Genomic DNA, 24,615 nt, shown 5'->3' with positions numbered 1-24,615 from the left:
TGCCAGCCGAGATAGCGGAAACGTTCAATCCCCGAGTGCGGGCACAGCCTGCTCTGGCGCACCGACAGGCTCGTCAACATCCTGGTGAGGATCTGGCATGGGTCATGCGCGGTATTGGCCGCAGGCTGAGGGGAATTGTTTCATTGGAGGTGCTGTGAAGGCGATAAGAGATGTAACCGTTCCCGACCTGACCGGGAAGGTGGCTGTCGTGACGGGAGCGAGCGATGGCATCGGACTCGGCATCGCGGTGCGGCTCGCGAGCGCCGGCGCGGAGTTGGTACTCCCGGTGCGGAACCCGGTGAAGGGGGCCCGGGCCCTGGAGGTGGTCGCGGCCAGGGCTCCCGGCTCTGTGGCGAGCACTCGCGAGCTTGATTTGGCTTCACTTTCGTCAGTCAAGCATCTCAGTGAGACCCTTCTTTCGGAAGGGCGTCCGCTGCACCTGTTCGTGGCGAACGCGGGGGTGATGACGCCACCGGAGCGCACGCTTACGACCGATGGATTCGAGTTGCAGTTCGGCACGAACCATTTAGGGCATATGGCATTGATCGGCCGTGTGCTGCCGCTGCTGCAGATGGGGGAGGCACGCGTCACCACCATGTCGAGTTCGGCAGCAGCGCAAGGCACCAAGGACTGGGATGACCTCGCTCGCGCCAATCTCTATAAAGCGATCCGTTCCTATTCCGCCTCGAAGCTTGCCCAACTAATGTTCGCGATGGAACTGGATCGGAGGAGTCAGGAGCTCGGGTGGCGGATCTCCAGCAATGCTGCACACCCCGGCACGACCTACAGCAACCTCTACGCGTCCGGTCCGAATCTGGGGCGTGCCAAGCCGTCGCCGATCGACGGGATCTTCCGCAGGCTCTCCACGATCGGCGTCTTCGTGCAGCCGGTCGACTCCGGGCTGTTGCCGGCTCTGCATGCTGCGGTGTCACCCGACGCAGAAGGCGGGCGCTACTACGGGCCTGACGGGCTTGGCCAGTTCACCGGGAGCGCGAAAGAGTTGAAGCTACCTCGGCGGGCGAATGCACCCAGCGACGCGGCGCGGCTCTGGGCTTTGTCTGAAGAGCTGACAGGTGTGACCTTCCCGCCCGCAGCGAGCTCCGCCGGCTCCGACGACGCGGAAGTCGACCCTCAGACCCGAGAAGAGTTAGACGATGAATGATCGGCCGCAGCTCTCGAAGTTCCTTCGGGCGCGCCGAGAATCGATCCAGCCAGAAGACGTGGGCATGCCCCGCGGCCCCCGTCGGCGGACCAGCGGACTACGCCGTGAGGAAGTCGCCGCCCTCAGTGGCATCTCAAGCGACTATTACAGCAAGATCGAGCAGCACGACGGCCCAGTGCCGTCGCAGCAGATCCTCGCATCGATCGCACGAGGCATCCAACTGAACCTCGACGAACGCGACCACCTGTTCCGACTTGCCGGATACACGGCCGCGTCCCGTGCGGTCCGAAACGAGCACGTGAATGCGGGCCTCATGCGAGTGCTGAACCGCCTCGGAGACACCCCCGCACAGGTGGTCACGATGCTCGGCGAAACGCTCGTGCAAACCCGGCTGGCGGTTGCCCTGCTTAGCGACGAAACCTCCTATACGGGTCTACGCCGCAACCGGATCTACCGTTGGTTCACCGACCCTGACGAGCGTGCTCTGACTCCGGTAGAAGATCACGAGCGGCACTCCGCGACCCTGGTCGGTCACCTGGTCGCCGCAAGCACTTCTGCCTCCCTGGCGGACCCCGCGCGCATTCTCATCTCCCGCCTTCGCAGGGCCAGTCCGGAGTTCGCGGCCCTATGGGAGTACCAACCCGTTCCCGGACCGTACTGCGAAGCCACACGCATCCTGCACCCCGAGGTCGGCGAGGTCGAGCTCTACGGCCAGACCATCCTCGACCCCGATCAGTTCCAGGCCCTGATGATCTTCACCGCTGAGCCTGGCAGCCCCAGCGCCGAGAAACTGGAGCTCCTCTCAGTCATCGGCGTCCACCCGTGACTTCGACGTTTGACCTGGAGTGCACTCCAGGGTGCACGATGTGATCATGGCTGCCGTCACACTCCCGACTGTCGATATCGACATACCCGAGGGCGGGCTGCCTATCAGCGCGGTTGCGCGGGCCACCGGGTTGAGTATCGACACACTCCGCTACTACGAGGGTGCCGGGCTGCTGCTGAATCCCGCACCGCGTGACCACGGCGGCCGGCGCCGGTACGGCCAGAACGACGTGGATTGGATCGCCGGCTTGATCATGCTCCGTGAGACCGGCATGAGCATCGCCGATGTACGACGGATGGCCGAGCTCAGCCGCATCGACGGCACAGAGGCGGAGCGGCTCATAGTGCTCGAGCAGCACCGGCTTCACGTTCTCGCGAAGCTCGAGAGGACCCGCGCGCACCTCGCAGCACTCGAATCGAAGATCGCCGCATATTCCGAAGCATCAACCAAAGAAGGATCATCATGACACTTTCAACACCTCTACCGACCGCTGCCCTCGGAGACGGCCTGCGGGTCTCGGCCATCGGCTTCGGCGCCATGGGCATGAGCGCTTACTACGGAACCAGCGACGAGAAAGAATCGATCGCCACACTCCGCCATGCCGTCGACACCGGCGTGACTTTCATTGACACCGCCGAGGCATACGGCCCGTTTGAGAACGAGAAGCTCATCTCGCGCGCGCTGGGCGACCGCCGTGATGAAGTCACGCTCGCAACCAAGGCCTCCGCAGAGACCGACGACGATGGCACCATCCACGGCCGGAACGGTACTCCCGCCTATATCCGCAAGGCGGCAGAACGGTCCCTGCGCCATCTTGGCACCGAGGTCATTGACCTGTACTACCTCCACCGAGTTGACCCGGACGTACCCATCGAGGAGAGCGTCGGCGCGATGTCCGAGCTCGTGACCGAAGGCAAAGTGCGGCACATCGGCTTGTCCGAAGCATCGGAGGCCACCATTCGACGCGCCCACGCCGTGCATCCGCTCGCTGCGGTGCAGTCAGAATTCTCACTCTTCGCCCGCGATGTGCTGCACAACGGCGAACTGGCCGCTCTGCGCGAACTCAACATCGGTTTCGTGGCGTTCTCGCCACTGGGTCGTGGATTCCTGACGGGAGAAATTCGCTCAGTGCACGATCTTGATCCCGCGGACGCTCGCCTGGGCCTTCCCCGGTTCCAGCCCGAAGCCATCGCCGCGAACTTGGCGCTCGTCGATCGGGTGAATGCGATCGCTTCCGAGAAGGGAGTCACCAACGCGCAGATCGCCTTGGCATGGCTGATCGCGCAAGGGGTGGTGCCGATCCCCGGCACTCGTCGGCGCAGCCGACTCGACGAGAACACCGCCTCAGTGCGTGTCCGGCTCGACGACGCCGACCTCGCTCGGCTCAGCGCGGCGCTGCCCGACGAACAGATCGTGGGCACGCGCGATTATGTCGCGCACGCAGACGGTGTGGATCGATGACAGCCGGGACGGCGAAGTTCATCACGGTCGTCACAACGACGACACGCGTCCGGTCATAGCTTGTGACGGCCGCATGAAACCTCTGCGTCCGCGCGAACCGGAAGGTCACTCATGTCCAGAATCGTTGTCATCGGAGGCACCGGCCTCATCGGCTCCAAGGTTGTCTCAAAGCTCACTGAGCACGGCCACGACGCTATCTCGGCCACACCCAACTCGGGCGTGAACACCCTGACCGGAGAGGGACTGGCCGAGGTGCTGGTCGGCGCCAACACCGTGCTCGATGTGTCGAACTCGCCTTCGTTCGCCGATGACGACGTGATGAACTTCTTCACGACCGCCACCAGCAACACCATTGCCGCCGCGAAGGCCGCAGGGGTTAGCCACTACGTCGCCCTTTCCGTCGTCGGTGCCGAGCGGATGGTCGACAGCGGTTACATGCGCGCGAAGGTCGCGCAGGAGAAGCTCATCAAGGACTCCGGTATCGCCTACTCGCTGGTGCACGCGACCCAGTTCTTCGAGTTCGTGAAGAGCATCGCCGACAGCGCCACCGTCGACGGCGTCGTGCACCTGTCCCACGCCCTGATTCAGCCGATGGCGGCGGAGGACGTCGCGACCGCGGTGGCACGCACCACCGCAGGCGAGCCGCTGAACCGGACCATCGAGGTCGCCGGCCCCGATCGGTACAGCCTGGACGACCTCATCCGCACAGGTCTCGCCTTCCGCGGGGACACGCGGACCGTCGTCGCCGACCCCGATGCCACCTACTTCGGCGAGAAGCTCACCGCCGAGATGCTTCTCCCCGGCCCCGACGCCACACACTTCGACACCCACTTCGAGGAGTGGCTGCCCGCGAACCCCGCCCCGGCAGCGCCGGCCGCTTCGAAGTAGCATGCCGACCGTGTCCGCTTCGGACCACCTCGACTCCGCGGTTCCGGCCGCCTACCAGGCGCTCATCGCCGCCGGTAAGGCGGCCGGCCTCGCCGCCCGCGACGCGGGACTCGACCCGCTGGTTGTTGAGCTCGTTCGCATCCGATCGTCGCAACTTAATGGCTGCGCATTCTGCCTCCGCATGCACACAAGGGATGCATTTGCTCACGGCGAGACCAGCGACCGCCTCGCCGTGCTCCCGGCATGGCGAGACTCCCGCTACTTCACGGCCGTCGAACGTGCAGCACTGGCCGTCGCCGAAGAGGTCACACTCATCCCTGATCAGCAGACAGGACGCCGGTTCCTCCGACGCGACGGTGACGTCGAGCAGCAGGTGCTCACCCCCGACCAGCTAGCGGCGGTCCGCTGGTTGACCATCGTCATCAATGCCTTCAACCGCATCGCGATCCTCAGCCACTACGACGTCGCACCGTAGCCAGCGGCCGACATCCCACCCCACGGATCGATCGAAACCCAGCACCACTGAAGAAAAGGAAGCGAATGATGAGCGAACACGAGAACTCCGATTCCGCTGCCCACCCTGATGAGGTCAGTTTCCTCCAGGATGGCATCGCCGACCTTCGCAATGACAGTCTCCGCGACGCTGACCTTCCGTCGGCGGACGCAGATTTCGAGATGGTCGTGCATCGCGATGATGTCCGGCATCACTACTCTGCCAGCCTCGAGGAGCTCGAGGTGGCGGCCATCGAGTTCAAGCAGATGGGCAACCGGGTCGTGATTCTTGCGACCACTGTCGTCCCAGAGTTTCGTGGGCGAGGCATCGCTGTGGAACTCATCGCTTACGCCCTCGACGACGTGCGCGATCGCGGCATGCACGTCACCGTGTACTGCCCTCTTGTTTCCGCCTTCATCAACCAGAACCCGGAATATGCGGACCTGGTCGATCCGGAGCATCCGGGACGAACATCCAGCGAACGACTCTTCACCAAAAGGACCACATCATGAAGAACATCGCCGTCTACGGTTTCGGACGTATCGGCCGCCAGCTCGTGCGCAGCGCGGTGAAGAACGACCTCTTCTTCCCCAGCGTCATCTGTGACATCGCTCCAGCCGGCGACCTCGCCGCACTCCTCGAAGTGGACACGAACTACGGGTGGTGGCCAGCGGTCTCCTCGGACGACAACACTTCTATCTCCATCGACGGCAGACGAATCACGTTTATCAACTCCCGCGAGGGCGTCCCGGACTGGAAGGCCCTCGGCATCGATCTGGTCGTCGATTGCACCGGCCGCGGTGTCACCCGGGAAGCAGCTGAGCGGCATCTCGCGAACGGGGCCGAGCGCGTGCTGATCAGCGGACCGAGCAAGACCGCCGAGGACTGCGACGCGGTTCTGCTGCCGGGCATCAACCTCGACGACTACAACAGTGATACCCACAAGATCATCAGCATGGCCAGCTGCACCACCAACGCCCTCGCGGCCGTCGTCAAGGTGCTCCTCGAGTCCACGGGCATCCAATACGGCGTCTTCTCAACGGTCCACGCCTACACGAACACGCAGTCGTTGACCGACCAGCCGATGAAGTCCAGAAGAGACTCATGGGCCGGTGCGGAGAACATCATCCCGTCCTCTTCGGGGGCCGCAAAAGCGCTGGTGTTCATCTGGCCCGACCTCAAGATCACCGGCAAGGCCTATCGGGTACCCGTGCGCACGGGCAGCATCGTCGAGCTCAACGTGATACCGGAGCGAGAGATCGCGACCGAGGACCTTCGCGACGCCTTCCGGCAAGCCGCGGCCACAGGGCCCCTCAAAGGCATCCTCGAAGTGTTCGAGGACGAGTGGACCTCAGCCCGCATCGTCGGAGATCCGCACTCATCGATCGTCGACCTCCCGCTGACTCAGTCGTTCAACGGGATGGTCTCAGTGGCGGCTTGGTACGACAACGAGGCCGGATTCTCGATGCGACTCGCTGAGACCGCTGTCCGCTTGGCATCCACAGACCGCTGAGTGCCGTGCACCGATGCCATGGAACGTGGCATCGGTGCACGTTTTGGTTTCAGCGCCCTCAGCGGTACTCGGGATTCGCGCTCAGGCCAAAGCGTTCTCCGCTGTCCCACGCCCCTCGAAGATTTCCCCACGCGGGGATACCGCCAGCTGCTCGAAGCATGCTGGCCATGTGCATCAGGTTCCAGGTCATAAACGTCACATTTCGACGAGTGAAGTCATTCTCCGGACCTCCGGAACCTGGGTCTAAGTAGCTCGGTCCGGGACCGATCTCGCCTATCCAGCCCGCGTCGGCACCTGGAGGTATGACGTATCCCACGTGTTGGAGGCTGTACAGGATTGAAGCGGATGCGTGCTTGACCCCGTCTTCATTGCCGGTGATGATCGCGCCGCCAGTCTTCCCGTAGTAGACATACTGACCTTGGGCATTGTATTCGCCGCTCATCGCGTAGAGGCGTTCGATGAGTTTGCGAGTGACCGATGCGTTGTCCCCGAGCCACAAAGGCCCGCCAACGACGAGGATGTCGGCGGCCTTGATCGCCGGCCATACGTCGGTGAGCCACTCATCGCTCGCCCAGCCGTGTTCGCGCATATCGGGGTAGACACCCGGAGGCACGTCAAAGTCGACGAAGCGAAGCGTTTGCACCTCGACACCATGGGATCTCATCAGGTCGACACTGAGGTCCATGAGTCCTTGGGTGTTACTCACCTGCGGACTTGGTTTGAGAGTGCAATTAACGAAGACGGCACGCAACCCGGTGAAATCAGGCCCGCCGCTCATCGTTGTTTCGCCGCCTGCGCGCGCCAGTCGGCCGGAAGCCGACTCGCGGGGCCGGGCGCTGCCTGATCGAGGGGATGGCTCAACGGTGGCGCCAGAACGACCGGCTCGGCGTAGCTGTCGCTCCGGTAGTCCCAGAACCAGTCCTCGCCCGGCTCGAAGCTTGCGATGACGGGATGGCCGGTCTGAAGGAAGTGCGCCGTCGCGTGCTGACCGGGCGAACTGTTGCAGCAGCCAACATGACCGCAGGCAGCGCACCGGCGCAGATGCACCCACCAGCTGCCTTCCGCATCGCACTGCACACACACATTTCCCGACGGCGGGACCGTCGGGTCGACAATTGAGAGATCCATGGTCATGAGCCAGCCTTCGCTGCGGTGCCCGCCGGGGCAGGTCGCGTTTGCATGAGATCCAGACTGGACAGCCCGCCGGTGCGGGTTTCGCTGATAGTCACTGCGACTTTCCTCTCTCACCGAGCTGAGGCGCGGTGGGTCATGAGATAAGACCGAACAACTGCAACTTGTGTGACACCCCAGAAGCACCGCCAACTGCGGCGATCTACAGCGCCAGGGGCACGGAGGGCGCAATCGGTGCGAGCTTCTCGGGATTCATCACCCAGAAAATTTCTTGCACCGAGCCCACGCGGGCGGAGACCGTGAGGAGCGCGAACGGCTTTCCTGCTCGGTACAACAGGGCACTGTCGTGGCCGTTCGCCTCGATGATTTCGATGGTCACATCACCCCAGAACCACGTCGAGACGCCGACGAGGAATCGAATGAGCGTCTCCCGCCCGCAGATAGGTCGCCTGGCGGTGCGATGAACCACACCGCCGCCGTCGGTGTAGCTCACAGCGTCGGCAGCGAGAAGCTTCTCTAGCTCCGTCGCGTCTCCCCCCTGGGCTGCGTCGAGAAACGTGCGGAAGAGTCGTTTCTGTTCTTCTCGGCTGCTCACGTGCACAGCATCCGTCGACAGATGCTTTCGTGCCCTGCTGACCAGCTGGCGGGCAGAAGCTTCCGTTGTGCTGAGGATGTCCGCGATCTTCGCGTAAGGGTAGGTGAACGCTTCCCGGAGCACATATGCCGCGCGTTCGGTAGCAGTGAGTCGCTCCATGAGGAACAAGGTGGCGAGCTCGAGTGCCTCAGATCGTTCAGCTCCGAGCATCGGATCGTCTGAGGTATCGACGGGCGTCGGCAACCACGAACCGACATAGGTTTCGCGTCGAGAACGGGCACTGTTGAGGACGTTGATGGCGAGGCGCGTGGTGGTTGTCGCGAGAAAAGCGGCGGGGTTTCGCACCGTTGCCTGATCGCACAGTTGCCATCGAATCCACGTGTCCTGCACGACATCCTCCGCTTCAAAAGCGCTGCCGAGAATCCGATAGGCGATGCCGAACAATCGCCGACGCTGAGTGACGAAGGCCATCAGCGACTCGGCATCTGAGTCGTACACGTATTGCTGTTGCGGGTTCATGTGCCGTTCCTGAAGGAAGGTCGCGCACTCGACTTTGTCGCACACGCTGGCTGAGTCGCGCACCTCAGCTGAGCGCAAGGCTACAACGTGCGCCAGCAGTTAGATAGCGATATGACTGCACCTCAAGCCGTGATGTCTTCAACGACTTCCGGGGTCTGAATGCGCCAGTCGTGGTACCTCCGCTGAGCAATCGAGGCTGTGGCCTCCGGAAGAAGGTCACGGCTCGCGAGTCGAGCACCGAAATAGGTCCCGAGCGGGTCGGGCACGACTTCCCGCTCGTCCTGGCGGAAGCTCAGATCCATCACCGCCAGGTCCTTGAGACTGAAGACCTCCGGGCCACCGAACTCCACCATCCCGTAGAGCGGCTGTCCGAGCGACGTGTCAACGACAGCCCGTGCGACATCGTCGGCTGCCATGGGCTGCACCAGCACATCGGCGACCCGGACGGCCCCGCCGCGCACCGCATGGTCGGTGATGCTGCGAATGAACTCGAAGAACTGAGTCGCGTGTACGAGCGAGTATGGGCGGTGAGACTCGATGATGAGCCGTTCCTGCTGCTGTTTCGCGACGAAGTACCCGCCTTCGGCACGGGCCAGACGATCGGTGCCGACGACGGAAAGGGCGACATGGTGCCCTACGCCGGCTGCTTCCCCGTAGCTGAGCAGGTTCATGGTGGAGGTGTAGAAGAATTCTTGCGCCCCCGCTTCGTCCGTGTAAGAGGAGTTCGACACGTCGACCAGAACGTCTGCACCTGTCAGCGCGTCTTCCAGCCCCTCCCCCGTGAAGGAGTTGACGCCCGTGGAGCGGGCGGCGACGAGAACGTCGTGCCCGGATGCCCTCAGCTGACGGACGACCCTCGCTCCGATCAAGCCTGTTCCACCGATCACCGTGATTTTCATGTCGCCCCTCTGAATGCTGTTCGGCTGCGACGGATGTCCGCCCGTACTCAATAGACCAGGCGCCCGCCCTGTTTGTGACAGTCCGCGAGGAACTGCCTTTCAATCGCTAAGCCCGTCACACCCGCTCGAGCTACACGGTCTTGTCTGGCATGGGCAACAGATGTTGAACGAAGGCCCATCCCGTTATCCCTGAGCACGGAAGGACCATCATGGTCGATCACACCCTGGAGCCGGATGCACGAGCATTCGCGGACGCCACCTCGAAGCCGCCGTATCTCACCGACCTCGGCGTCGATGGCGCCCGCGAGCTGTTAGACCAAGTTCAAGCGTCCCCGACCGCAAAACCCGACATCGATGAGGAATGGATCTCTGTCCCCGCCGACGTCGGTCAGGTGCGAGTGCGCATCGTCAAGCCGGTTGGCTCCGCTGCGGCGCTGCCGGTTGTCCTCTACGTGCATGGCGGCGGGTGGGTGCTCGGCAACGCTGGCACCCATGATCGGCTGGTGAGAGAGATCGCTGTCGGCGTCGACGCAGCGATAGTGTTCGTCGAGTATGACCGGTCCCCGGAAGTGCGCCACCCCGTCGCCGTCGAACAGGTATACGCGACCGCGCGCTGGATCATGAACGAAGGCGCAACGAAGGGCCTGGACGCGTCTCGTCTCGCGATCGCCGGCGATTCCGTCGGTGGAAACATGGCCGCTGTTGTCGCGATCCTTGCGAAGCGGCGTGGCGACGTCACCTTCATTCACCAGTCGCTGTACTACCCCGTCACCGATGCGGGCCAGGACACTGACAGCTACCGTGAGTTTGCTGAAGGATTCCACCTGCGCGCTGATGCGATGGCGTGGTTCTGGGACAGCTATCTGCCGGATCTTGACGCTCGCAAGGACGTCACCGCGTCGCCGTTGCAGGCTTCCGTTGACGATCTCAGGGGACTGCCGGAGACGCTCCTCGTGGTCGATGAGAACGATGTCCTTCGCGACGAAGGCGAGTCATACGGACGAAAGCTCATCGAGGCGGGAGTCCGCGCGACCCTCGTCCGCTACGACGCCACAATCCACGACTTCATGATGCTCAATCCGCTACGGACCTCAGCCGCAAGCACGGCGGCGATTGAGCAGGCCGTGCGGACCCTCCGCCAAGCCTTCGCCACCGCAAACTAGCCCATCTCGAAGAAAGTGAAGATCATGACCGACTTGAAGCCCACCATCGTCCTCGTTCACGGCGCCTTCGCCGAATCTGCCTCGTGGAACGGGGTTATCACCCGTCTGCAGGAACAGGGGCTCGACGCAGTCGCTGTCGCGAACCCGCTGCGTACGCTCGCCGGCGACGCTGCCTACGTCCGCGATGTCATCACCTCCATCCCCGGCGCCGTCATCCTCGTAGGTCACTCGTACGGCGGCCTGGTGATCACTGAAGCTGCAGCCAACAACGACGCCGTCGTCGGTCTCGTATATGTGTCCGCCTTCGTCCCTGATACCGGGGAGAGTGCGCTCTCGCTGTCGTCCAGCGCGCCGGGAAGCACTCTCGGAGACGCGCTTTCTGTGTACCCGGTCACAACCGGAGGCAACGAGTTCGCTATCCGTCCGGACGTATTCCGGCACCAGTTCGCCGCAGATGTGGCAGAGGATGTTGCGGCACTCATGGCCGCAACTCAGCGACCTGTGACCGAAGCCGCGCTCTCCGAGACGCTTTCCACGTCGCGTCCGGCCTGGAAGGACGTGCCCTCCTGGCACGTGTTCGGCGAGCAGGATCTGAATGTTCCAGTTGCAGTGCTGCGGGCTGGTGCCGAGCGCGCTGCCTCGCGGGCAACACACGAGATCAGCGGAGCATCACACGCTGTTCCCGTTTCCAACCCCGGTGTCGTCGCCGAGATGATCACTAAAGCAGAGCAGGCCTATGCCGCGACCTTGGAGGGCGCCGCATAGCCAAAAAGTTTCGGGCAGGCTGTCACAGATCGATGCACTGTCCGGTCTGAACTTGAGTAGGGCTTTCTGCGTGCACGGCGCAAGCCCGGAACGGAGCGGGCGAGATGCGAATCGTTGTATTGGGCGGAACCGGCCAAGTTGGCCGGAAGATCGTTGAAAAGCTCGAACGAAGAGCTCAGGCCGTTGTCGTTGCTTCACCGACCAGCGGGGTGGACGCGAGAACTGGACGCGGGCTCGACGCCGCGCTCGAATACGCCGACGCGGTGATCGATGTGACCAATGCTCCCGATCTCTCCGGAGATGCGGCGCGGGAGTTCTTCGAGGCCAGCACTCACCGGTTGCTGGAAGCCGAAGAACGCGCCGGCGTGAAGCACCATGTGGTCCTCTCGATCGTCGGGGCCGATCACGCAGGTGAAGACGGTTACTTTGCGGCAAAGGGTCTCCAGGAACGGCTTGTGCAATCGGGGCCGATCGCTCACTCCATCCTGCGATCGACTCAGTTTTTCGATTTTGCTCGCAGTATCGCCGAATGGAACACCGCCCAGGACACGGTGCATCTACCCGCGAAGCGCGTTCAACCGGTCGCGTCGTCGGATGTCGCGGAAGTTCTCGTGGAACTGGCGATGGGAGATCCGCTGGGCGGCGCCATTGACTTCGCCGGCCCGGAGCAGATGCCCCTGCCCGAGTTCGTGCACCGCGTGCTGCGGGTCGACCACGATCCGCGCTACGTCATCGAAGATGCCGAGACCACCCTCGTCGGCTTCAACGTCTCCGGAGATCTCCTCCTCCCCCGCTCACCCATGCGCCTTGCACCCACCACGCTGGAATCTTGGGTGCACCAAGAAGGACAGCGGAAGCTTTCAGGAGTCCGTTGAGGTGGGAATGGAAGACGTGACAGCTACAAATCCTGATCATCCCAGCAGAAGCGGTGACCTCGCCGCTGCCGTCCAGGTCTTCGACGCGCATCGTCGGCGCCTGTTCGGCATCGCATACCGGATGTTGAGCAGCGTGGCTGATGCAGAAGACATCGTTCAGGAGACGTGGATCCGGTGGCAGAACACCGATCGGACACAGATTCATGAGCCCGTCGCGTTCCTGACCACGATAGCGACCAGGCTCTCGATCAATGTCCTGCAGTCAGCGCACGCACGACGTGAGACCTACATCGGGCCGTGGCTCCCGGAGCCGGTCAACACGGATAATGACCCAGCTCTCGGCGCCGAGCGCGCCGAAGCGTTGCATTTCGCGATCCTGCTAACCCTCGAGAAGCTGACCCCGACCGAGCGGGCAGCGTACATTCTGCGCGAAGCATTCGACTATCCCTACCCGCGCATCGCTGAGGTGATCTCCAGCAGTGTCGTCAGCGCTCGACAACTCGTCAGCAGAGCACGCACGCACCTGTCCTCGGCCCGCGTTGTGACAGTAGACCCGATCGCGCAGCGCCGATTGCTGGAAGCCTTCCTCGTCGCTGCGCAAAAAGGCGACGCCAAAGAACTCGAAGCACTCTTCGCATCCGACGTCGTGAGCTACACAGACGGAAACGGCGCGAAGCTCGCTGCCCGCATCCCCGTGATCGGAAGTGCACGGGTTGCGAAGTTCGTCGCGGCGTTCTCGCACCACTTTTGGACCGACAAGACAATCGGCTGGGTTCATGTCAACGGTCAACCCGCCGCGACACTTACAGAGAACGGCACGGTGACCGCCATGGTGACAGCGACAACAACGAACGACGGCATCCTCCAACTTCTCTGGGTGATGAGCCCGCAGAAGCTCGGGCATGTCACCGCGGCCAGCGCATGACTCGCAAGCACTACCCGGCGTGGTTGCGCCGGAGGCGTCGTGGTGCCGCTGACGAAGCCACAATGAAGGAACTTGCGATCGCGCTGACGTCGAGCGATCAAAATGCGCTCCAGGAACTGCTTCACCCTGATGTCGTCTTGATCATCGACAGCGGCGGCCACATCCCCAACGTCGCCGAACCCATCGAGGGGCAGGCAGCGGCATCTGCGCAGCTGCTCAGCCTGGTGACGTCGGGCACGTCCGCCGCGATGGCCTCGATCAACAGCGTGCCCGGGTTCACCCTCATCCGTGACAAAAAGGTCGTCGGAGCGGTCACGGCAGAGATGCGATCGAGGCTCTTGGTCACCGTCTGGGTTGTGTGCAACCCAGAAAAGCTTCGCCACTGGAACCGGTGATCCGGCGTCAACACCGAACCCTCGACGACAGTGGTCGCCGGAATCCGAATCGGAGTACTCGATGACCGCAGCACCTGGACCCGCCCAGCTGAGACCTGGACCCGCCAAGCTGAGGCCGGCAGCGCCGAGCATGAGAGTGCCGAAAAGGCCGATGAGCATCGCTGCGGTGGCGAGCGATCACAGCCTGAACGTCGCCGGGCTCGACGGTATAGATCAAGGGGTTCCCGTCCTCATCGAATGTCACCTCGCCCCGGGCGAACTCGCGTGTGCCCAGATCCCGGAGAGTCCCCTGCCGCTCCACATACAGACTGCCGGTGGTGCCGTAGACCTCAGACATGCCGGAGCAGGTATCCGGCTAGGTCGGCTCCGACGACGGCATAGCCTCGGTGACCGGCTTGGCGGCGGGCGTTGGAGCGGATGCAGTGGACGTCTGAACGGCCGAAGGTCTTGTGTCTGTGCATCCGACCAGCGCGGCAGCCGTCACGGCGAGTGCGGCGAGTACAGGGGCGAGCTTGTGCGTGCCGGACATGACGCCATACTGGCAGACGGGTTCCCACCTCTCGACATCAGGCAAGCTTCCAGCCGCCCTGATGGATATCCCGGGAACTGATAGAGGATCGGGGGCGAGATCGCCATAGTGGCAGTCCCCGTGTTGCTGAACAGCTTCAGTCCCCGGCATCCATCAGGGAGCCGAGCTCGGACGGGTGGGTGAGCCGCCACCACTCGGTGGGCTGGACGATGCTCCCCGCGATCTCCACGGGAGCGGTGACGGTATTCGGTCCGGCTGTCCAGGCGACACTGCCCACGACTGTGCCGTCGCGGTACGTGGGTGGGGCGTCGATGTCCATCGTCAGCTCGATCGGCGTGTCCGACCAGGTGAAGATCGACGCACTTTCGGCGATGACCATCTTGGCGGCAGACCCCCAGGGCGTCGAGATCGATCCGACCTCCTGGCCCTCGGTCGCGACGGGCACCTGGTGGAAGCCGGAGCGGATGCTCTCGAGCACGGCGATCACCGTGGCGTTTACCGCCGCGTGCGATGATCCCCCGAGGACGACGCCGGTGACCGCGAGCGGATCAGCCGCGCCCACGTCGAGTGTCGCCGTGTACAGCAGGTTGTGCGTGCCCTCGCCCAGGTTCCCGGTCTTCAGACCCGTGATCCCCGCGGTGCCGAGGAGATCGTTGGTGTTGTGCAGCGGACCGGCGCCGGGGATCGAGACCGACGACGTCGCGACGATCTTCGCGATCGCCGGATGCGCGGCAGCGAGCTTCGCGATGGCCAGCAGGTCGGCGGGCGTGCTCGTGTTGCGTGGACTGATGCCCGTGGGCTCCGCGACCGTCGTTCCAGAGAGTCCGTGCGCTGCGAGCCAATCGCGCGTCGCGGCGAGGAACGCGTTCTGCGAGCCGAAGATCTGCGATGACAGCGCCTCGGCGTAGTTGCTCGCCGAGGGGATGAGCATGACGGCCAGGGCATCATGCAGCGACATCGAGGTGCCGGTGGGCATCGGAGCGATGGTCGCTCCCTGCACGTAGTACACGTCGTAGAGATCGTGGTCTGCCTTGCCGAACGTGATGGTGGGCCCTGCGTCATCCGCCGAGGTGAGCGGCGCCGCGTCGAGGATGACCAGGGCGGTGATGAGCTTGGTGATGCTCGCGATCGGAAGCGGTTCGCCCGTCCCTGTCGCCGACCAGGTCCCGCTTGCCCCCTCGCCCAGATAGGCATCGGCGCCGGCGATGCTGATCGCCGATGCCGCGACCGTATGCGTGGCGATGGCGGCAGCCGCGCCGACCGGGACCTGCGGTGCGCGAGTGGTCACCGCCGGCGGATTCACCGGCGCAGTGAGTGCCCACCCCACGTAGCCTCCGGTCACGGCCAGCAGCGCGACGAGGCAGACGGCGGTGATGATGAGCCCTCGACGTCTGCGTCTTCTGCGCACCGCCGGGTCGATCCGATCGCCGCTGAACTCCTGCTCGTGCGCCATGAGCTCCGCGAAATCGGACAGCCCATCCACCGGCTGCTCGGGTGCCGTCATCGAGTGACCCTCATCGCGCCCCACCTGTCGCTCGCAATCTTCAGAAGATCTCATCCTCTCGCACGTCCGCAGCCTCCGGTATCGGCCGTTCGGGGGACAGATGTGCGGAAGACGCCGAACCACGCTGCCCGCCTGGGCGTCCCCGTACGCTGGTGCCATGGAACGGACGCTGGATCGAATCGACGACGACGGGCGCGCGGCGATACGCCGGGGCGCGGCGATCGGCCGGCGCGCGGCGACGATCCGCCGAGGGAAGGAAGTCGCGAATGCATGATGTGATCGTGATCGGCGCAGGACTCGCGGGGCTCCGATGCGCCGGGCTGCTCTCCACACGGGGACTCGATGTCGTCGTCCTCGACGCCGCGGATGCTGTGGGGGGACGCCAGCGCACCGACATCATCGACGGCTTCCGGCTGGATCGCGGCTTCCAGGTGCTCAATCCGGCCTACCCGGCGCTCCGCCGCAGCGTCGATCTCGACGCGCTCGCGCTGGGGACCTTCCCGGTCGGTGTGGGGGTGCGAACCGCGGATGGGATGGCCGAGCTGCGGCATCCGTTGCGGCACCCGCTGTCGATCGGCACGTCGTTGCGCAGCGGCCTGGTGAACGGTCGAGATGCCGTCGCGCTGGCACGCTGGGCCGCGCCGGCTCTGGTGCGTCCGATCTCTCGGCTCGCCCGGAACGATGTCAGGGTGCGCGAGGGCTGGGATGCGGTGGGGCTCCGCGGCCCGCTCCGCACCGCCGTGCTCGAGCCGTTCCTCGCCGGGGTCCTGGCGGAGAGCCAGTTCGAGACGTCGAACGCGTTCGCCCGGCTGCTCGTGCGGTACTTCGCGCTCGGCCGCCCTGGCCTGCCCGCACAAGGGATAGCTGCGGTCCCGGAGCAGCTCGCCGCCCGCGCACGCACGGCGGGCGCCGACATCCGTCTCGATTCCCGTGCGGAGCGGATATCGGCGCGCGGCGATGGCGTCCGGGTGGCACTGGCCGACGGCGACTCCGTCGGGGCTGCTCGGGTGGTCGTCGCGGTCGGTCCCGATGACGTCGCCGGTCTCACCGGACTTCTCGCTCCCGCGACGAACGGCCTGCAGACATGGTGGTTCGCCGCCGCCGAACCACCGACCGGATCCGCGTTGCTCACCGTCGATGGGCGCCGAGACCGCGGCCCCGTCGTCAACACCGTCGTGATGACGCACACAGTGCCCTCGTACGCGCCGGCCGGACGCCACCTCATCGCCGCGACATGCCTGCTGCCACGCGGCGGCGATCCGGCCGAAGAGCACGAAGTCCGCCGCCACCTGAGTGAGATCTGGGGTGCAGACACCAGCACATGGGAGTTGATACGGCGCGACGACATCGAAGACGCGCTCCCGGCCCAACCGGCACCCCTCGGAGCAGCGCGACCGCCGCGCTACGCCGAGCGCCTGTACGTCGCAGGGGACCATCGAGACACCGCGTCGATTCAAGGCGCCCTCGCGTCTGGCGAGCGTGCCGCGCGTGCGGTGCTGTCTGACGCGGGGTATTCGGGGAGCACCGCTGCGCTCCACGGCTGACGTGCGATGACGTCACAGCTCGCGGTCACGGCCGACGAGGCGTCAGCAGCGATCGGTAACCTCCGGTGACGGACACGCCGACGCCCAACGGCATACCCGCTCTGAAGAACTGCGTGCATGTCAGCAGGCCGAGCGTCAAGAGCGCCGCTCCGCCACCCAACGTCACTGCTGTGCCTCCGGCGCTGGTGAGCTGCCACGGCAGGGGTGCCAGACCGAGCAGGAGGACACCCAGCGCGACGAGCCATACATCGAGCCGCCAGTAGAACGAGAAGCTCCACCAGAACGCCGAGGACGAATCGGGAACACCGAATCGCCGCACCACGGCGAGGAACCAGAGCTTCTTGAACAGCGATCCCACAACCGCTCCGGTCATCAGCGCGGCAAGGCCTCCGTAGACGCCGATGAGGAACACGGCATCCGATTCCGCGTCGAGGATCATCGCCTCCTGCCCCGCATCCGCGTGCCGGACCAGCAGAGAGAGCAGCCAGGGCATCGCGATCAGCCACGCGACGAACGGCGGGAGGATCCACGCGGCGTGGACGACGACAGGGAGCGGTCGGAAGACGGCGACATTGGTGGCCTCGTTCTTGATCATCGTCCCGCGACGAAGGAGCTCGCCCAGGAACGTGAGGATTCCTCCGATGAAGAACGCGAAGAACGGCGGGAGCAGGATCTCGACGACAGTGGGGTACTCGTCCACGAAAGGCAGATTCATGCGTCCGGGCTCATCGATCGCGTAGGGGATGCTGTAGACGGCCGCCATGACGAGGCCGAGCGCGATCGAGAGCCCCCCGACGCAGAGAAGCACCCACCACCAGCGGCGCGGGATCAGCTCGACCGACTCCGCATCCATCGGGGAGGCGATCCCCGCGGAGGACTTCCTCGCGGATGCCTTCTTCTTCGTCCCGTTCTTCGCAGCCATGATGACTCCCCCTCCGGCTGCTCAGTCTGTCACTCCCACGTGCGACGACGACGACGACGGGACGATCGAGCTGTGCGGCAGCCCGACCAGCTCCGGGGGCGATCCCTCGCGCGTCACACGCGCACCCCGTCACGGATGCCGGCGAGCAGCTTCTCTCCGATGCCCGGCACGGCGAGCAGATCATCGACCGAGGCGAACCGCCCGTTCTCCTCTCGCCAAGCGATGATGCGCTCGGCCAGCGTAGGACCGATACGCGGCAGAGTCTCGAGCGCTGCCTGATCAGCCGTGTTGAGATCGACTCGGTCATCGCCAGGCGTGGATCCTCCTGTGTCTGCAGCAGCTGCTCCGACCACCGGCACGATGATCTGCTCGCCGTCCGAGAGCACGCGGGCGAGATTGATCGCGGCAAGGTCGGCGTCTTCGGTCGTTCCCCCGGCAGCAGCCACCGCGTCGACCAACCGCGCATCGAGGTCGAGGACGTAGAGCCCAGGATTCGCGACGGCTCCGAGCACATGGACGTACAGCTCGCCCGATGAGCCTGCGGTCCTCTCACCTCCGCTCGACAGCGGCACGGACTCCGTGGGTGCGGCCTGGCCCCGCATCAACCCGAGCCCGACTGCGGCCGAGAGCACGACGAGCGCAAGCACGATCGCTGCGCCGACGCCCAGCCTCAGCCGTCGCGGGGGTGTCGACGCAGACGGGGACTCGGGCATCCGACAACGCTAAGGGGCCCGCAGAGGGAGGAAAGACGTCCGGCCGCCCATCGGGGAGAACCCCCGCGGGCGGCCGGATGTGCAGAGCGGATGAGTCGGCGGTGATGAACCGCGGGATCAGCCCTTGACGACGATGCTGACGATCTTCGGAGCGCGCACGACGACCTTGATGATCTCGCGGTCGCCGATCGAACGGATGACCCGCTCATCGGCGCGAGCCAGTGCTTCGAGCTCGGCCTCGCCGATGCGCGCCGGCACCTCGAGCTGGGCGCGGACCTTGCCGCCCACCTGCACGACAGCGGTCACCGTGTCTTCGACGAGGAGAGCCGGGTCGGCGGACCGCCACGTGACGAGACCGACGGAGGGCTCGTGACCGAGGATCTCCCAGATCTCCTCCGCGGTGTGCGGGGCGATCAGGTCGAGCATCACCGCGACCGTCTCGGCGGCTTCGCGGACAGCCGGATCAGCCGCACCTGCAGCGCCGTCGATGGTCTTGCGGGTGATGTTGACCAGCTCCATCAGACGCGCGACGAGGACGTTGAACTTCGTCTGCTCGACGAGGGCCGGAGCATCGGCGAGCAGCTTGTGCGTCGCACGGCGCAGCGCCGAGTCGCCTCCGGCGAAGACCACGTCGACCGGGGACGACACCTCACGGGCGATCCGCAGCGCACGCGCCAGGAACTTCTGGGCGCCCGTGGTCGAGACGTCTGCCCAGTCCTTGTCGTCTTCGACCGGGCCGGCGAAGGCGAGACCGACACGCAGTGCATCGGCACCGTAGGCGTCGAGCTCCTCTTCGAAGAGCACCAGGTTGCCCTTGCTCTTCGACATCTTCGCGCCGTCGAGCAGGACCATGCCCTGGTTGATCAGGTTCGAGAAGGGCTCGGTGAAGTCGATCAGCCCCATGTCGAACAGCACCTTGGTGATGAAGCGCGCGTAGAGCAGGTGCAGAATGGCGTGCTCGACGCCGCCGATGTACGAGTCGACCGGCGACCAGCGGGCGGCCTGAGCCGGATCGAATGCCACGGTGTCGCTGTTCGGCGAGAGGAAGCGCAGGAAGTACCACGAGCTGTCGACGAACGTGTCCATCGTGTCGGGGTCGCGCAGCACGGGGTCGCCGCTGGCGGCGTCCACCGTGCGCACCCAGCTCTCGGCCGCGCCGAGAGGCGAGGATCCCTTGGGCTTCAGGTCGAGTCCCTCGACGCTGGGCAGCTTCACCGGCAGCTGGTCTTCAGGCACGGGGATGATCCGGCCGTCCTCGGCGTGCAGCATCGGGATCGGCGTTCCCCAGAAGCGCTGGCGAGAGATCAACCAGTCGCGCAGCCGGTAGTTCTTCGCCGCACGCCCCGTTCCCGAGGCCTCGAGCTGCTCGATCGCGCGGGCGATCGCGTTGCGCTTCGACAGACCGTTGAGGGGGCCGGAGTTGATCATCCGTCCCTCGCCGGTCAGAGCGATGCCCGTGGTCGCGGGGTTCTGCTCGTCGAGTGCCGCGCCGGTGTCGATCGGCACGCCCTCCTCGTCGACCTCGATGACCGGCATTGCGCCGGTGATGGGAGCCGTCGTGTCGACGACGACCTTGACCGGCAGGTCGAAGGCACGCGCGAAGTCGAGGTCGCGCTGGTCGTGCGCAGGCACGGCCATCACTGCTCCGTGCCCGTAGTCGGCCAGCACGTAGTCGGCCGCCCAGACCGGCAGCTTCTCGCCGCTGACAGGGTTGATCGCGTACCGCTCGAGGAAGACGCCGGTCTTCGGGCGATCCGTCGCCTGACGGTCGACATCGGTGGTCTTCTGCACATCGGCCAGATACTTCTGGAAGCGCTCGCGCACCTCGACAGGAGCATCCGCCGCCAGCTCGGACGCCAGGTCGGAGTCGGGTGCCACCACGAAGAAGGTCGCGCCGTGCAGCGTGTCAGGCCGCGTCGAGAACACCGTGACCGGCTCCTCGCGGCCCTCGATGCGGAAATCGACGTCGGCCCCGATCGAGCGGCCGATCCAGTTGCGCTGCATCTGCAGCACCTTGTGCGGCCAGAAGCCCTCGAGCTGGTTCAGGTCGTCGAGCAGTCGGTCGGCGTAGTCCGTGATCTTGAAGTACCACTGGGTGAGCTTCTTCTTCACGACCTCGGCGCCGCAGCGGTCGCAGCGCCCGTCGACGACCTGCTCGTTCGCGAGAACCGTCTGGTCGTTCGGGCACCAGTTGACGGCGCTCTTCTTGCGATAGGCCAGGCCACGCTCGTGCAGCTTCAGGAACAACCACTGGTTCCAGCGGTAGTACTCGGGGTCAGAGGTGTGCAGCACGCGCGACCAGTCGAACGAGACGCCGTAGTTCTGGAACGCCTGCTTCTGCTGGGCGATGTTCTGGTACGTCCACTCGCGCGGGTCGGCTCCCTGGCGGATCGCCGCGTTCTCGGCCGGCAGACCGAACGAGTCCCAGCCGATCGGGTTGAGCACGTTGTGCCCGCGGTGGCGCCAGAACCGGGCGACGATGTCGGAGTAGAGGTAGTTCTCGGCGTGACCCATGTGCAGGTCGCCCGAGGGGTACGGGAACATCGCCAGCACGTAGCGGCGGGGCCGCTTGTCGTCATCGCCGCCGGTGAGGAACGTCTCGTTCTCCGCCCAGTACTTCTGCCACTTGGCCTGGATAGCGTGCGCCGAGGAGGTCTCCTCGTCGACGGGAGAGGTGGACAGGTTCTCAGACAACGAACGCACGACCAATCTGAAGGGAAAAGGGGGTCAGTTCAGGATATCGGAAGCCCAGGCCGCGGGCATTTCCGCTCCCAGCGCCGCGAGAGGTGCGCGCGCCTTCGTCGCGACCTCTGCGACCTCGGATGCGGCGACCGATCGCCACGTGATCCCGCCGCCCGCACCGACGACCGCCTCTGCACCGTCGAGGACGATGCTGCGGATGACCATCGCGAGATCGAGTGCCCCGTCATCGCCGATATACCCGAAGCATCCGGCGTACACACCCCGCGGCGCGCCCTCCAGGTCGTGCAGACGCGTCATCGCCGAGAGCTTCGGCGCGCCTGTCATGCTGCCGGCAGGAAAGGATGCCTCGAGGAGGGCACTCGCCGTCGTGCCTGCGGCCGCCGTGCCGCTGACAGTGCTGACGAGCTGATGCACCGCCGGATAGGTCTCGACCGCCCACAGCGCGTCGACACGGATCGACCCCGGTTCGCAGACCCTCGACAGGTCGTTGCGCATCAGGTCGACGATCATGACGTTCTCGGCGCGCTCCTTCGCATCGACGGCGAGCTCGGACGCGAGTGCGGCGTCGTGCGCGTCGTCAACGCCGCGGGGTCGCGTCCCCTTGATCGGACGCGTGCGGATGACTCCGTCTTCCGCATGGAGGAACTGCTCAGGGCTCGCACTGAGCAGCGAGCGACCGCCGATGCGGATGAAACCGCCGTGATGCGCCGGGGTGGCCGCGCGGAGTCGCCGATAGACCGCGACGCCGTCGTGCACCCCGGGGATGGTGAAGCGCGTGGTCAGGCACAGCTGGTAGGCGATTCCTGCCCGGATCAGCTCACGGCAGCGCTCGATGAGTGCGGCGTACTCGGTCGGAGTGTGCCGCGCCTCGACGCGCCTCGACGCGCCATCATGCAGGGCCGACTCGCCGTCGAGTGCCGTCATCGTCGCGGCGTGCGTCACGAAGACGCCCCACTCCTCGAGATCCGTCTCCGCGGCCACCCAGACGTCACCGGTCGCGTGGTCGAAGGCGGCCAGCCGGGAGATACGCAGCCAGGCCCCGCCCGGCACGTCGGCCGCCTCCGAAACGGGGGCTCCCGCTGCTCGGGCGCCGCTCTCGTAATCGCACCACCCGACCCACCCTCCCCGCAGCAGCGGGCCCGCGTCGGAAGCAGCAGTGCCGACGTCCAGTCGGACGTCCCCGGGGAATGACGACGCAAGGCCGGTTCCGATGAAGCTCCATCCTTCGGACGCATCGGCCCCGGCGTCGAGCCAGAACACGTCTGCGCACTCACGCTCGAGCGCGAGGAAGAGCGCTTCGGGCGCCACCCGGTCGCCGAGGACGCGGGCGCTCAGAGGTTCGGGCACGTTCTCAGCCTAGGCCGCGGCGAGTCCCGTATTCTCAAGGAGTGGACGAGTTCGTGCCGTGGCTGATCGACTTCATGCGGTCCATCGACCCGGTCGCCCGCACGCTCGTCGCGGGGCTCGCCGTGATGCTCGAGACCAGCGTTCTGATCGGTCTCGTCTTCCCCGGCGACACGGTCGTGCTCGTCGCATCCATCGGCATCACCAGCCTCCCTCAGGCCGTGGCGATGGTCGTCTCCGTCGTGCTCGGCGCGTTGATCGGCGAGAGCATCGGTTTCTGGCTGGGGCGATGGATCGGCCCCCACATCCGCGCCTCCTGGGTCGGTCGTCGGGTCGGCGAGGAGAACTGGGTGCGAGCCGAGCGATACCTCGCGCGCCGCGGGGGCATCGCGATCTTCCTCTCGCGCTTCCTGCCCGTGCTGCATTCTCTCGTGCCCCTGACAGTGGGCATGAGTCACTACTCGTACCGCCGGTTCCTCGCGTGGACGGCGCCCGCCTGCCTGCTCTGGGCGACGGCCTACGTGAGCATCACATCGCTCGCCGCCGGCAGCTTCGATGAGCTCGCCGACCGGGTGCACTACGCGGGGTACATCTTCGTCGGCATCATCGCGCTCTTCCTCATCGCTGTATTCGTCGGCAAGAAGGTGATCTCGCGCCTCGAGTCGCGTCACCTCGACATCTCCGACACGAAGGACTCGACCGACGTGAAAGACTGAAGCAATGGCTTCGTCACCTCCGGCGCCCCGGATCCACTGGTTCGCACGCCTCGAACACCGCCTCCACGTGTGGCGCGAGGGACGAGCGCGCCGTCGCGGTCGTACCGCGACCATCCTCCCCTTCCCCGGTTACGGCGGGCCCGGGTGGGTACGAGTCGTCGGACGCGTGCTCATCGTCCCGCCCGCGCGGAGCACGAAAGACGGCGAGCCGGCGAGCGTCCGCGGCTGGCGGAGCTTCGTCGGAATCCCGGTGAGCTTCGCGAAGGTCGCCGTGCAGATCGGCGACTCGACGCACTACGTCGTCGCTGACCGAGGCGGGGTGATCGACTCGGTCGTGCACGCCGACCTCGAGCCCGGGTGGCAGACGTTCACGTTCTCCGTCGAGGGACAGGATCCGGTCGAGACGACCGCGTTCATCGTCGCCGAGTCGACGCACTTCGGCGTGGTCTCCGACGTCGACGACACCGTGATGGTGACGGCTCTCCCCCGTCCGTTCATCGCCGCCTGGAACTCCTTCGTCGTCGACGAGCACGCGCGCATCCCCGTCCCGGGTATGGCCGTGCTTCTCGATCAGGTGCTGCGCGAGTACCCAGGCGCCCCGATGGTCTACCTGTCGACCGGTGCCTGGAATGTCGCCCCCACCCTCCGGCGCTTCCTCGGGCGCCACCTCTTTCCTGCAGGCTCCATGCTCCTCACCGACTGGGGTCCCACGCACGACCGTTGGTTCCGCAGCGGCCGAGAGCACAAGCTCACCAACCTGCGTCGCCTGGCCACCGAGTTCCCGCACGTGAAGTGGCTGCTGATCGGCGACGACGGCCAGCACGACGAGTCCATCTATTCGGAGTTCATGGACGAGCACCCCGATTCGATCGCCGGCGTCGCCATCCGTCGGCTGCTGCCGGCCGAGGCGGTTCTCGCGGGTGGACGCGCCGGTCACGAGCAGCATGCCGAAGGCGTCGCCCCCTGGGTCAGCGCCGAAGACGGCGCGGGACTCCGTGACCTGCTCGGCAAAGCCGGCATCCTCCGCTGA

At 65.4% G+C, this 24,615-nt stretch carries 25 protein-coding genes; 16 read left to right on the top strand and 9 right to left on the bottom strand.

From position 1 onward, the window contains the following. Window positions 1-154: 154 nt before the first annotated feature. The 8 genes from OPU70_RS01090 to OPU70_RS01055 all read left to right on the top strand — a co-directional run bounded on the left by OPU70_RS01090 (window position 155) and on the right by OPU70_RS01055 (window position 6,343). Window positions 155-1,162, top strand: coding sequence for an SDR family oxidoreductase (locus OPU70_RS01090; RefSeq protein WP_498557230.1), 1,008 nt, complete (start codon window positions 155-157; stop codon window positions 1,160-1,162). Window positions 1,163-1,226: 64 nt separating this feature from the next. Then, on the top strand, window positions 1,227-1,988 hold the full coding sequence (locus OPU70_RS01085; RefSeq protein ID WP_498557229.1) for a helix-turn-helix transcriptional regulator: 762 nt from the start codon (window positions 1,227-1,229) through the stop codon (window positions 1,986-1,988). A gap of 46 nt (window positions 1,989-2,034) precedes the next feature. Then, the gene (locus tag OPU70_RS01080) at window positions 2,035-2,454 is read left to right on the top strand and encodes a MerR family transcriptional regulator (RefSeq protein WP_498557228.1); all 420 of its coding nucleotides are present in this window, start codon (window positions 2,035-2,037) and stop codon (window positions 2,452-2,454) included. Beyond that, the gene (locus OPU70_RS01075; RefSeq protein ID WP_498556992.1) at window positions 2,451-3,449 is read left to right on the top strand and encodes an aldo/keto reductase; all 999 of its coding nucleotides are present in this window, start codon (window positions 2,451-2,453) and stop codon (window positions 3,447-3,449) included. Before OPU70_RS01080 ends, OPU70_RS01075 begins: the two co-directional genes overlap by 4 nt. A gap of 111 nt (window positions 3,450-3,560) precedes the next feature. Then, window positions 3,561-4,337 (top strand): SDR family oxidoreductase, encoded by a 777-nt coding sequence (locus OPU70_RS01070; RefSeq protein ID WP_498556991.1) that lies wholly within the window; start codon window positions 3,561-3,563, stop codon window positions 4,335-4,337. A 10-nt stretch (window positions 4,338-4,347) separates the two neighbouring features. Beyond that, window positions 4,348-4,812 carry a carboxymuconolactone decarboxylase family protein gene (locus tag OPU70_RS01065; protein ID WP_498556990.1) on the top strand — a complete coding sequence of 155 codons (465 nt, stop codon included), beginning with the start codon at window positions 4,348-4,350 and terminating at the stop codon, window positions 4,810-4,812. A 68-nt stretch (window positions 4,813-4,880) separates the two neighbouring features. Next, complete coding sequence (locus tag OPU70_RS01060) at window positions 4,881-5,342, top strand: GNAT family N-acetyltransferase (protein WP_498556989.1); 462 nt, start codon at window positions 4,881-4,883, stop codon at window positions 5,340-5,342. Further along, entirely contained in the window at window positions 5,339-6,343 is a 1,005-nt protein-coding gene (locus tag OPU70_RS01055) for a type I glyceraldehyde-3-phosphate dehydrogenase (protein ID WP_498556988.1), read from the top strand. The genes OPU70_RS01060 and OPU70_RS01055 overlap by 4 nt, the downstream gene beginning before the upstream one ends. Before the next feature lie 58 nt (window positions 6,344-6,401). Here OPU70_RS01055 and OPU70_RS01050 read toward each other — a convergent pair whose 3' ends face one another. The 4 genes from OPU70_RS01050 to OPU70_RS01035 form a co-directional block, all read right to left on the bottom strand. Further along, window positions 6,402-7,121 (bottom strand): flavodoxin family protein, encoded by a 720-nt coding sequence (locus tag OPU70_RS01050; RefSeq protein WP_498556987.1) that lies wholly within the window; start codon window positions 7,119-7,121, stop codon window positions 6,402-6,404. Beyond that, on the bottom strand, window positions 7,118-7,471 hold the full coding sequence (locus OPU70_RS01045; RefSeq protein WP_498557227.1) for a UBP-type zinc finger domain-containing protein: 354 nt from the start codon (window positions 7,469-7,471) through the stop codon (window positions 7,118-7,120). Before OPU70_RS01045 ends, OPU70_RS01050 begins: the two co-directional genes overlap by 4 nt. Before the next feature lie 205 nt (window positions 7,472-7,676). Then, window positions 7,677-8,588, bottom strand: coding sequence for a sigma-70 family RNA polymerase sigma factor (locus OPU70_RS01040; RefSeq protein ID WP_498556986.1), 912 nt, complete (start codon window positions 8,586-8,588; stop codon window positions 7,677-7,679). A gap of 122 nt (window positions 8,589-8,710) precedes the next feature. Further along, a complete protein-coding gene (locus tag OPU70_RS01035; protein ID WP_341957899.1) occupies window positions 8,711-9,538 on the bottom strand; it encodes an SDR family oxidoreductase in 828 nt (275 codons plus the stop codon). Between the two features lie 158 nt (window positions 9,539-9,696). Between OPU70_RS01035 and OPU70_RS01030 the strand changes: the two genes are divergently transcribed. The 5 genes from OPU70_RS01030 to OPU70_RS01010 all read left to right on the top strand — a co-directional run bounded on the left by OPU70_RS01030 (window position 9,697) and on the right by OPU70_RS01010 (window position 13,610). Beyond that, window positions 9,697-10,650, top strand: coding sequence for an alpha/beta hydrolase (locus OPU70_RS01030; protein ID WP_498556985.1), 954 nt, complete (start codon window positions 9,697-9,699; stop codon window positions 10,648-10,650). A gap of 24 nt (window positions 10,651-10,674) precedes the next feature. Then, window positions 10,675-11,415, top strand: a complete 741-nt coding sequence (locus tag OPU70_RS01025; RefSeq protein WP_498557226.1) for an alpha/beta fold hydrolase — start codon at window positions 10,675-10,677, stop codon at window positions 11,413-11,415. Between the two features lie 104 nt (window positions 11,416-11,519). Continuing rightward, complete coding sequence (locus OPU70_RS01020) at window positions 11,520-12,290, top strand: SDR family oxidoreductase (RefSeq protein ID WP_341957904.1); 771 nt, start codon at window positions 11,520-11,522, stop codon at window positions 12,288-12,290. Window positions 12,291-12,297: 7 nt separating this feature from the next. Then, on the top strand, window positions 12,298-13,215 hold the full coding sequence (locus OPU70_RS01015) for an RNA polymerase sigma-70 factor (protein WP_498556984.1): 918 nt from the start codon (window positions 12,298-12,300) through the stop codon (window positions 13,213-13,215). A gap of 62 nt (window positions 13,216-13,277) precedes the next feature. Then, the gene (locus OPU70_RS01010; RefSeq protein WP_498556983.1) at window positions 13,278-13,610 is read left to right on the top strand and encodes a sigma-70 family RNA polymerase sigma factor family protein; all 333 of its coding nucleotides are present in this window, start codon (window positions 13,278-13,280) and stop codon (window positions 13,608-13,610) included. Between the two features lie 665 nt (window positions 13,611-14,275). Here the strand turns inward: OPU70_RS01010 and OPU70_RS01005 are convergent. After that, a complete protein-coding gene (locus OPU70_RS01005) occupies window positions 14,276-15,643 on the bottom strand; it encodes a D-alanyl-D-alanine carboxypeptidase family protein (protein ID WP_498556982.1) in 1,368 nt (455 codons plus the stop codon). A gap of 266 nt (window positions 15,644-15,909) precedes the next feature. Here OPU70_RS01005 and OPU70_RS01000 point away from each other — a divergent pair, with 266 nt between their 5' ends. Beyond that, a complete protein-coding gene (locus OPU70_RS01000; protein ID WP_498556981.1) occupies window positions 15,910-17,187 on the top strand; it encodes an FAD-dependent oxidoreductase in 1,278 nt (425 codons plus the stop codon). Window positions 17,188-17,212: 25 nt separating this feature from the next. On the opposite strand, the gene OPU70_RS00995 is transcribed toward OPU70_RS01000, so the two are convergent. The 4 genes from OPU70_RS00995 to OPU70_RS00980 all read right to left on the bottom strand — a co-directional run bounded on the left by OPU70_RS00995 (window position 17,213) and on the right by OPU70_RS00980 (window position 22,872). Beyond that, on the bottom strand, window positions 17,213-18,109 hold the full coding sequence (locus tag OPU70_RS00995; protein ID WP_498556980.1) for a hypothetical protein: 897 nt from the start codon (window positions 18,107-18,109) through the stop codon (window positions 17,213-17,215). Window positions 18,110-18,222: 113 nt separating this feature from the next. Then, entirely contained in the window at window positions 18,223-18,822 is a 600-nt protein-coding gene (locus tag OPU70_RS00990; protein WP_498556979.1) for a helix-hairpin-helix domain-containing protein, read from the bottom strand. 117 nt (window positions 18,823-18,939) lie between these two features. Next, window positions 18,940-21,516, bottom strand: coding sequence for a leucine--tRNA ligase (leuS, locus tag OPU70_RS00985; protein ID WP_042537777.1), 2,577 nt, complete (start codon window positions 21,514-21,516; stop codon window positions 18,940-18,942). Window positions 21,517-21,549: 33 nt separating this feature from the next. Continuing rightward, complete coding sequence (locus OPU70_RS00980) at window positions 21,550-22,872, bottom strand: anthranilate synthase component I family protein (RefSeq protein WP_498556978.1); 1,323 nt, start codon at window positions 22,870-22,872, stop codon at window positions 21,550-21,552. 41 nt (window positions 22,873-22,913) lie between these two features. Here OPU70_RS00980 and OPU70_RS00975 point away from each other — a divergent pair, with 41 nt between their 5' ends. Both OPU70_RS00975 and OPU70_RS00970 read left to right on the top strand, forming a co-directional pair. Next, on the top strand, window positions 22,914-23,585 hold the full coding sequence (locus tag OPU70_RS00975; protein ID WP_042537680.1) for a DedA family protein: 672 nt from the start codon (window positions 22,914-22,916) through the stop codon (window positions 23,583-23,585). A 4-nt stretch (window positions 23,586-23,589) separates the two neighbouring features. Further along, window positions 23,590-24,615 (top strand): App1 family protein phosphatidate phosphatase, encoded by a 1,026-nt coding sequence (locus OPU70_RS00970; RefSeq protein ID WP_042537681.1) that lies wholly within the window; start codon window positions 23,590-23,592, stop codon window positions 24,613-24,615.

Source organism: Microbacterium sp. SWDP-B6 (assembly GCF_059803615.1).
This window is presented reverse-complemented; position numbering and strand designations above follow the sequence as displayed.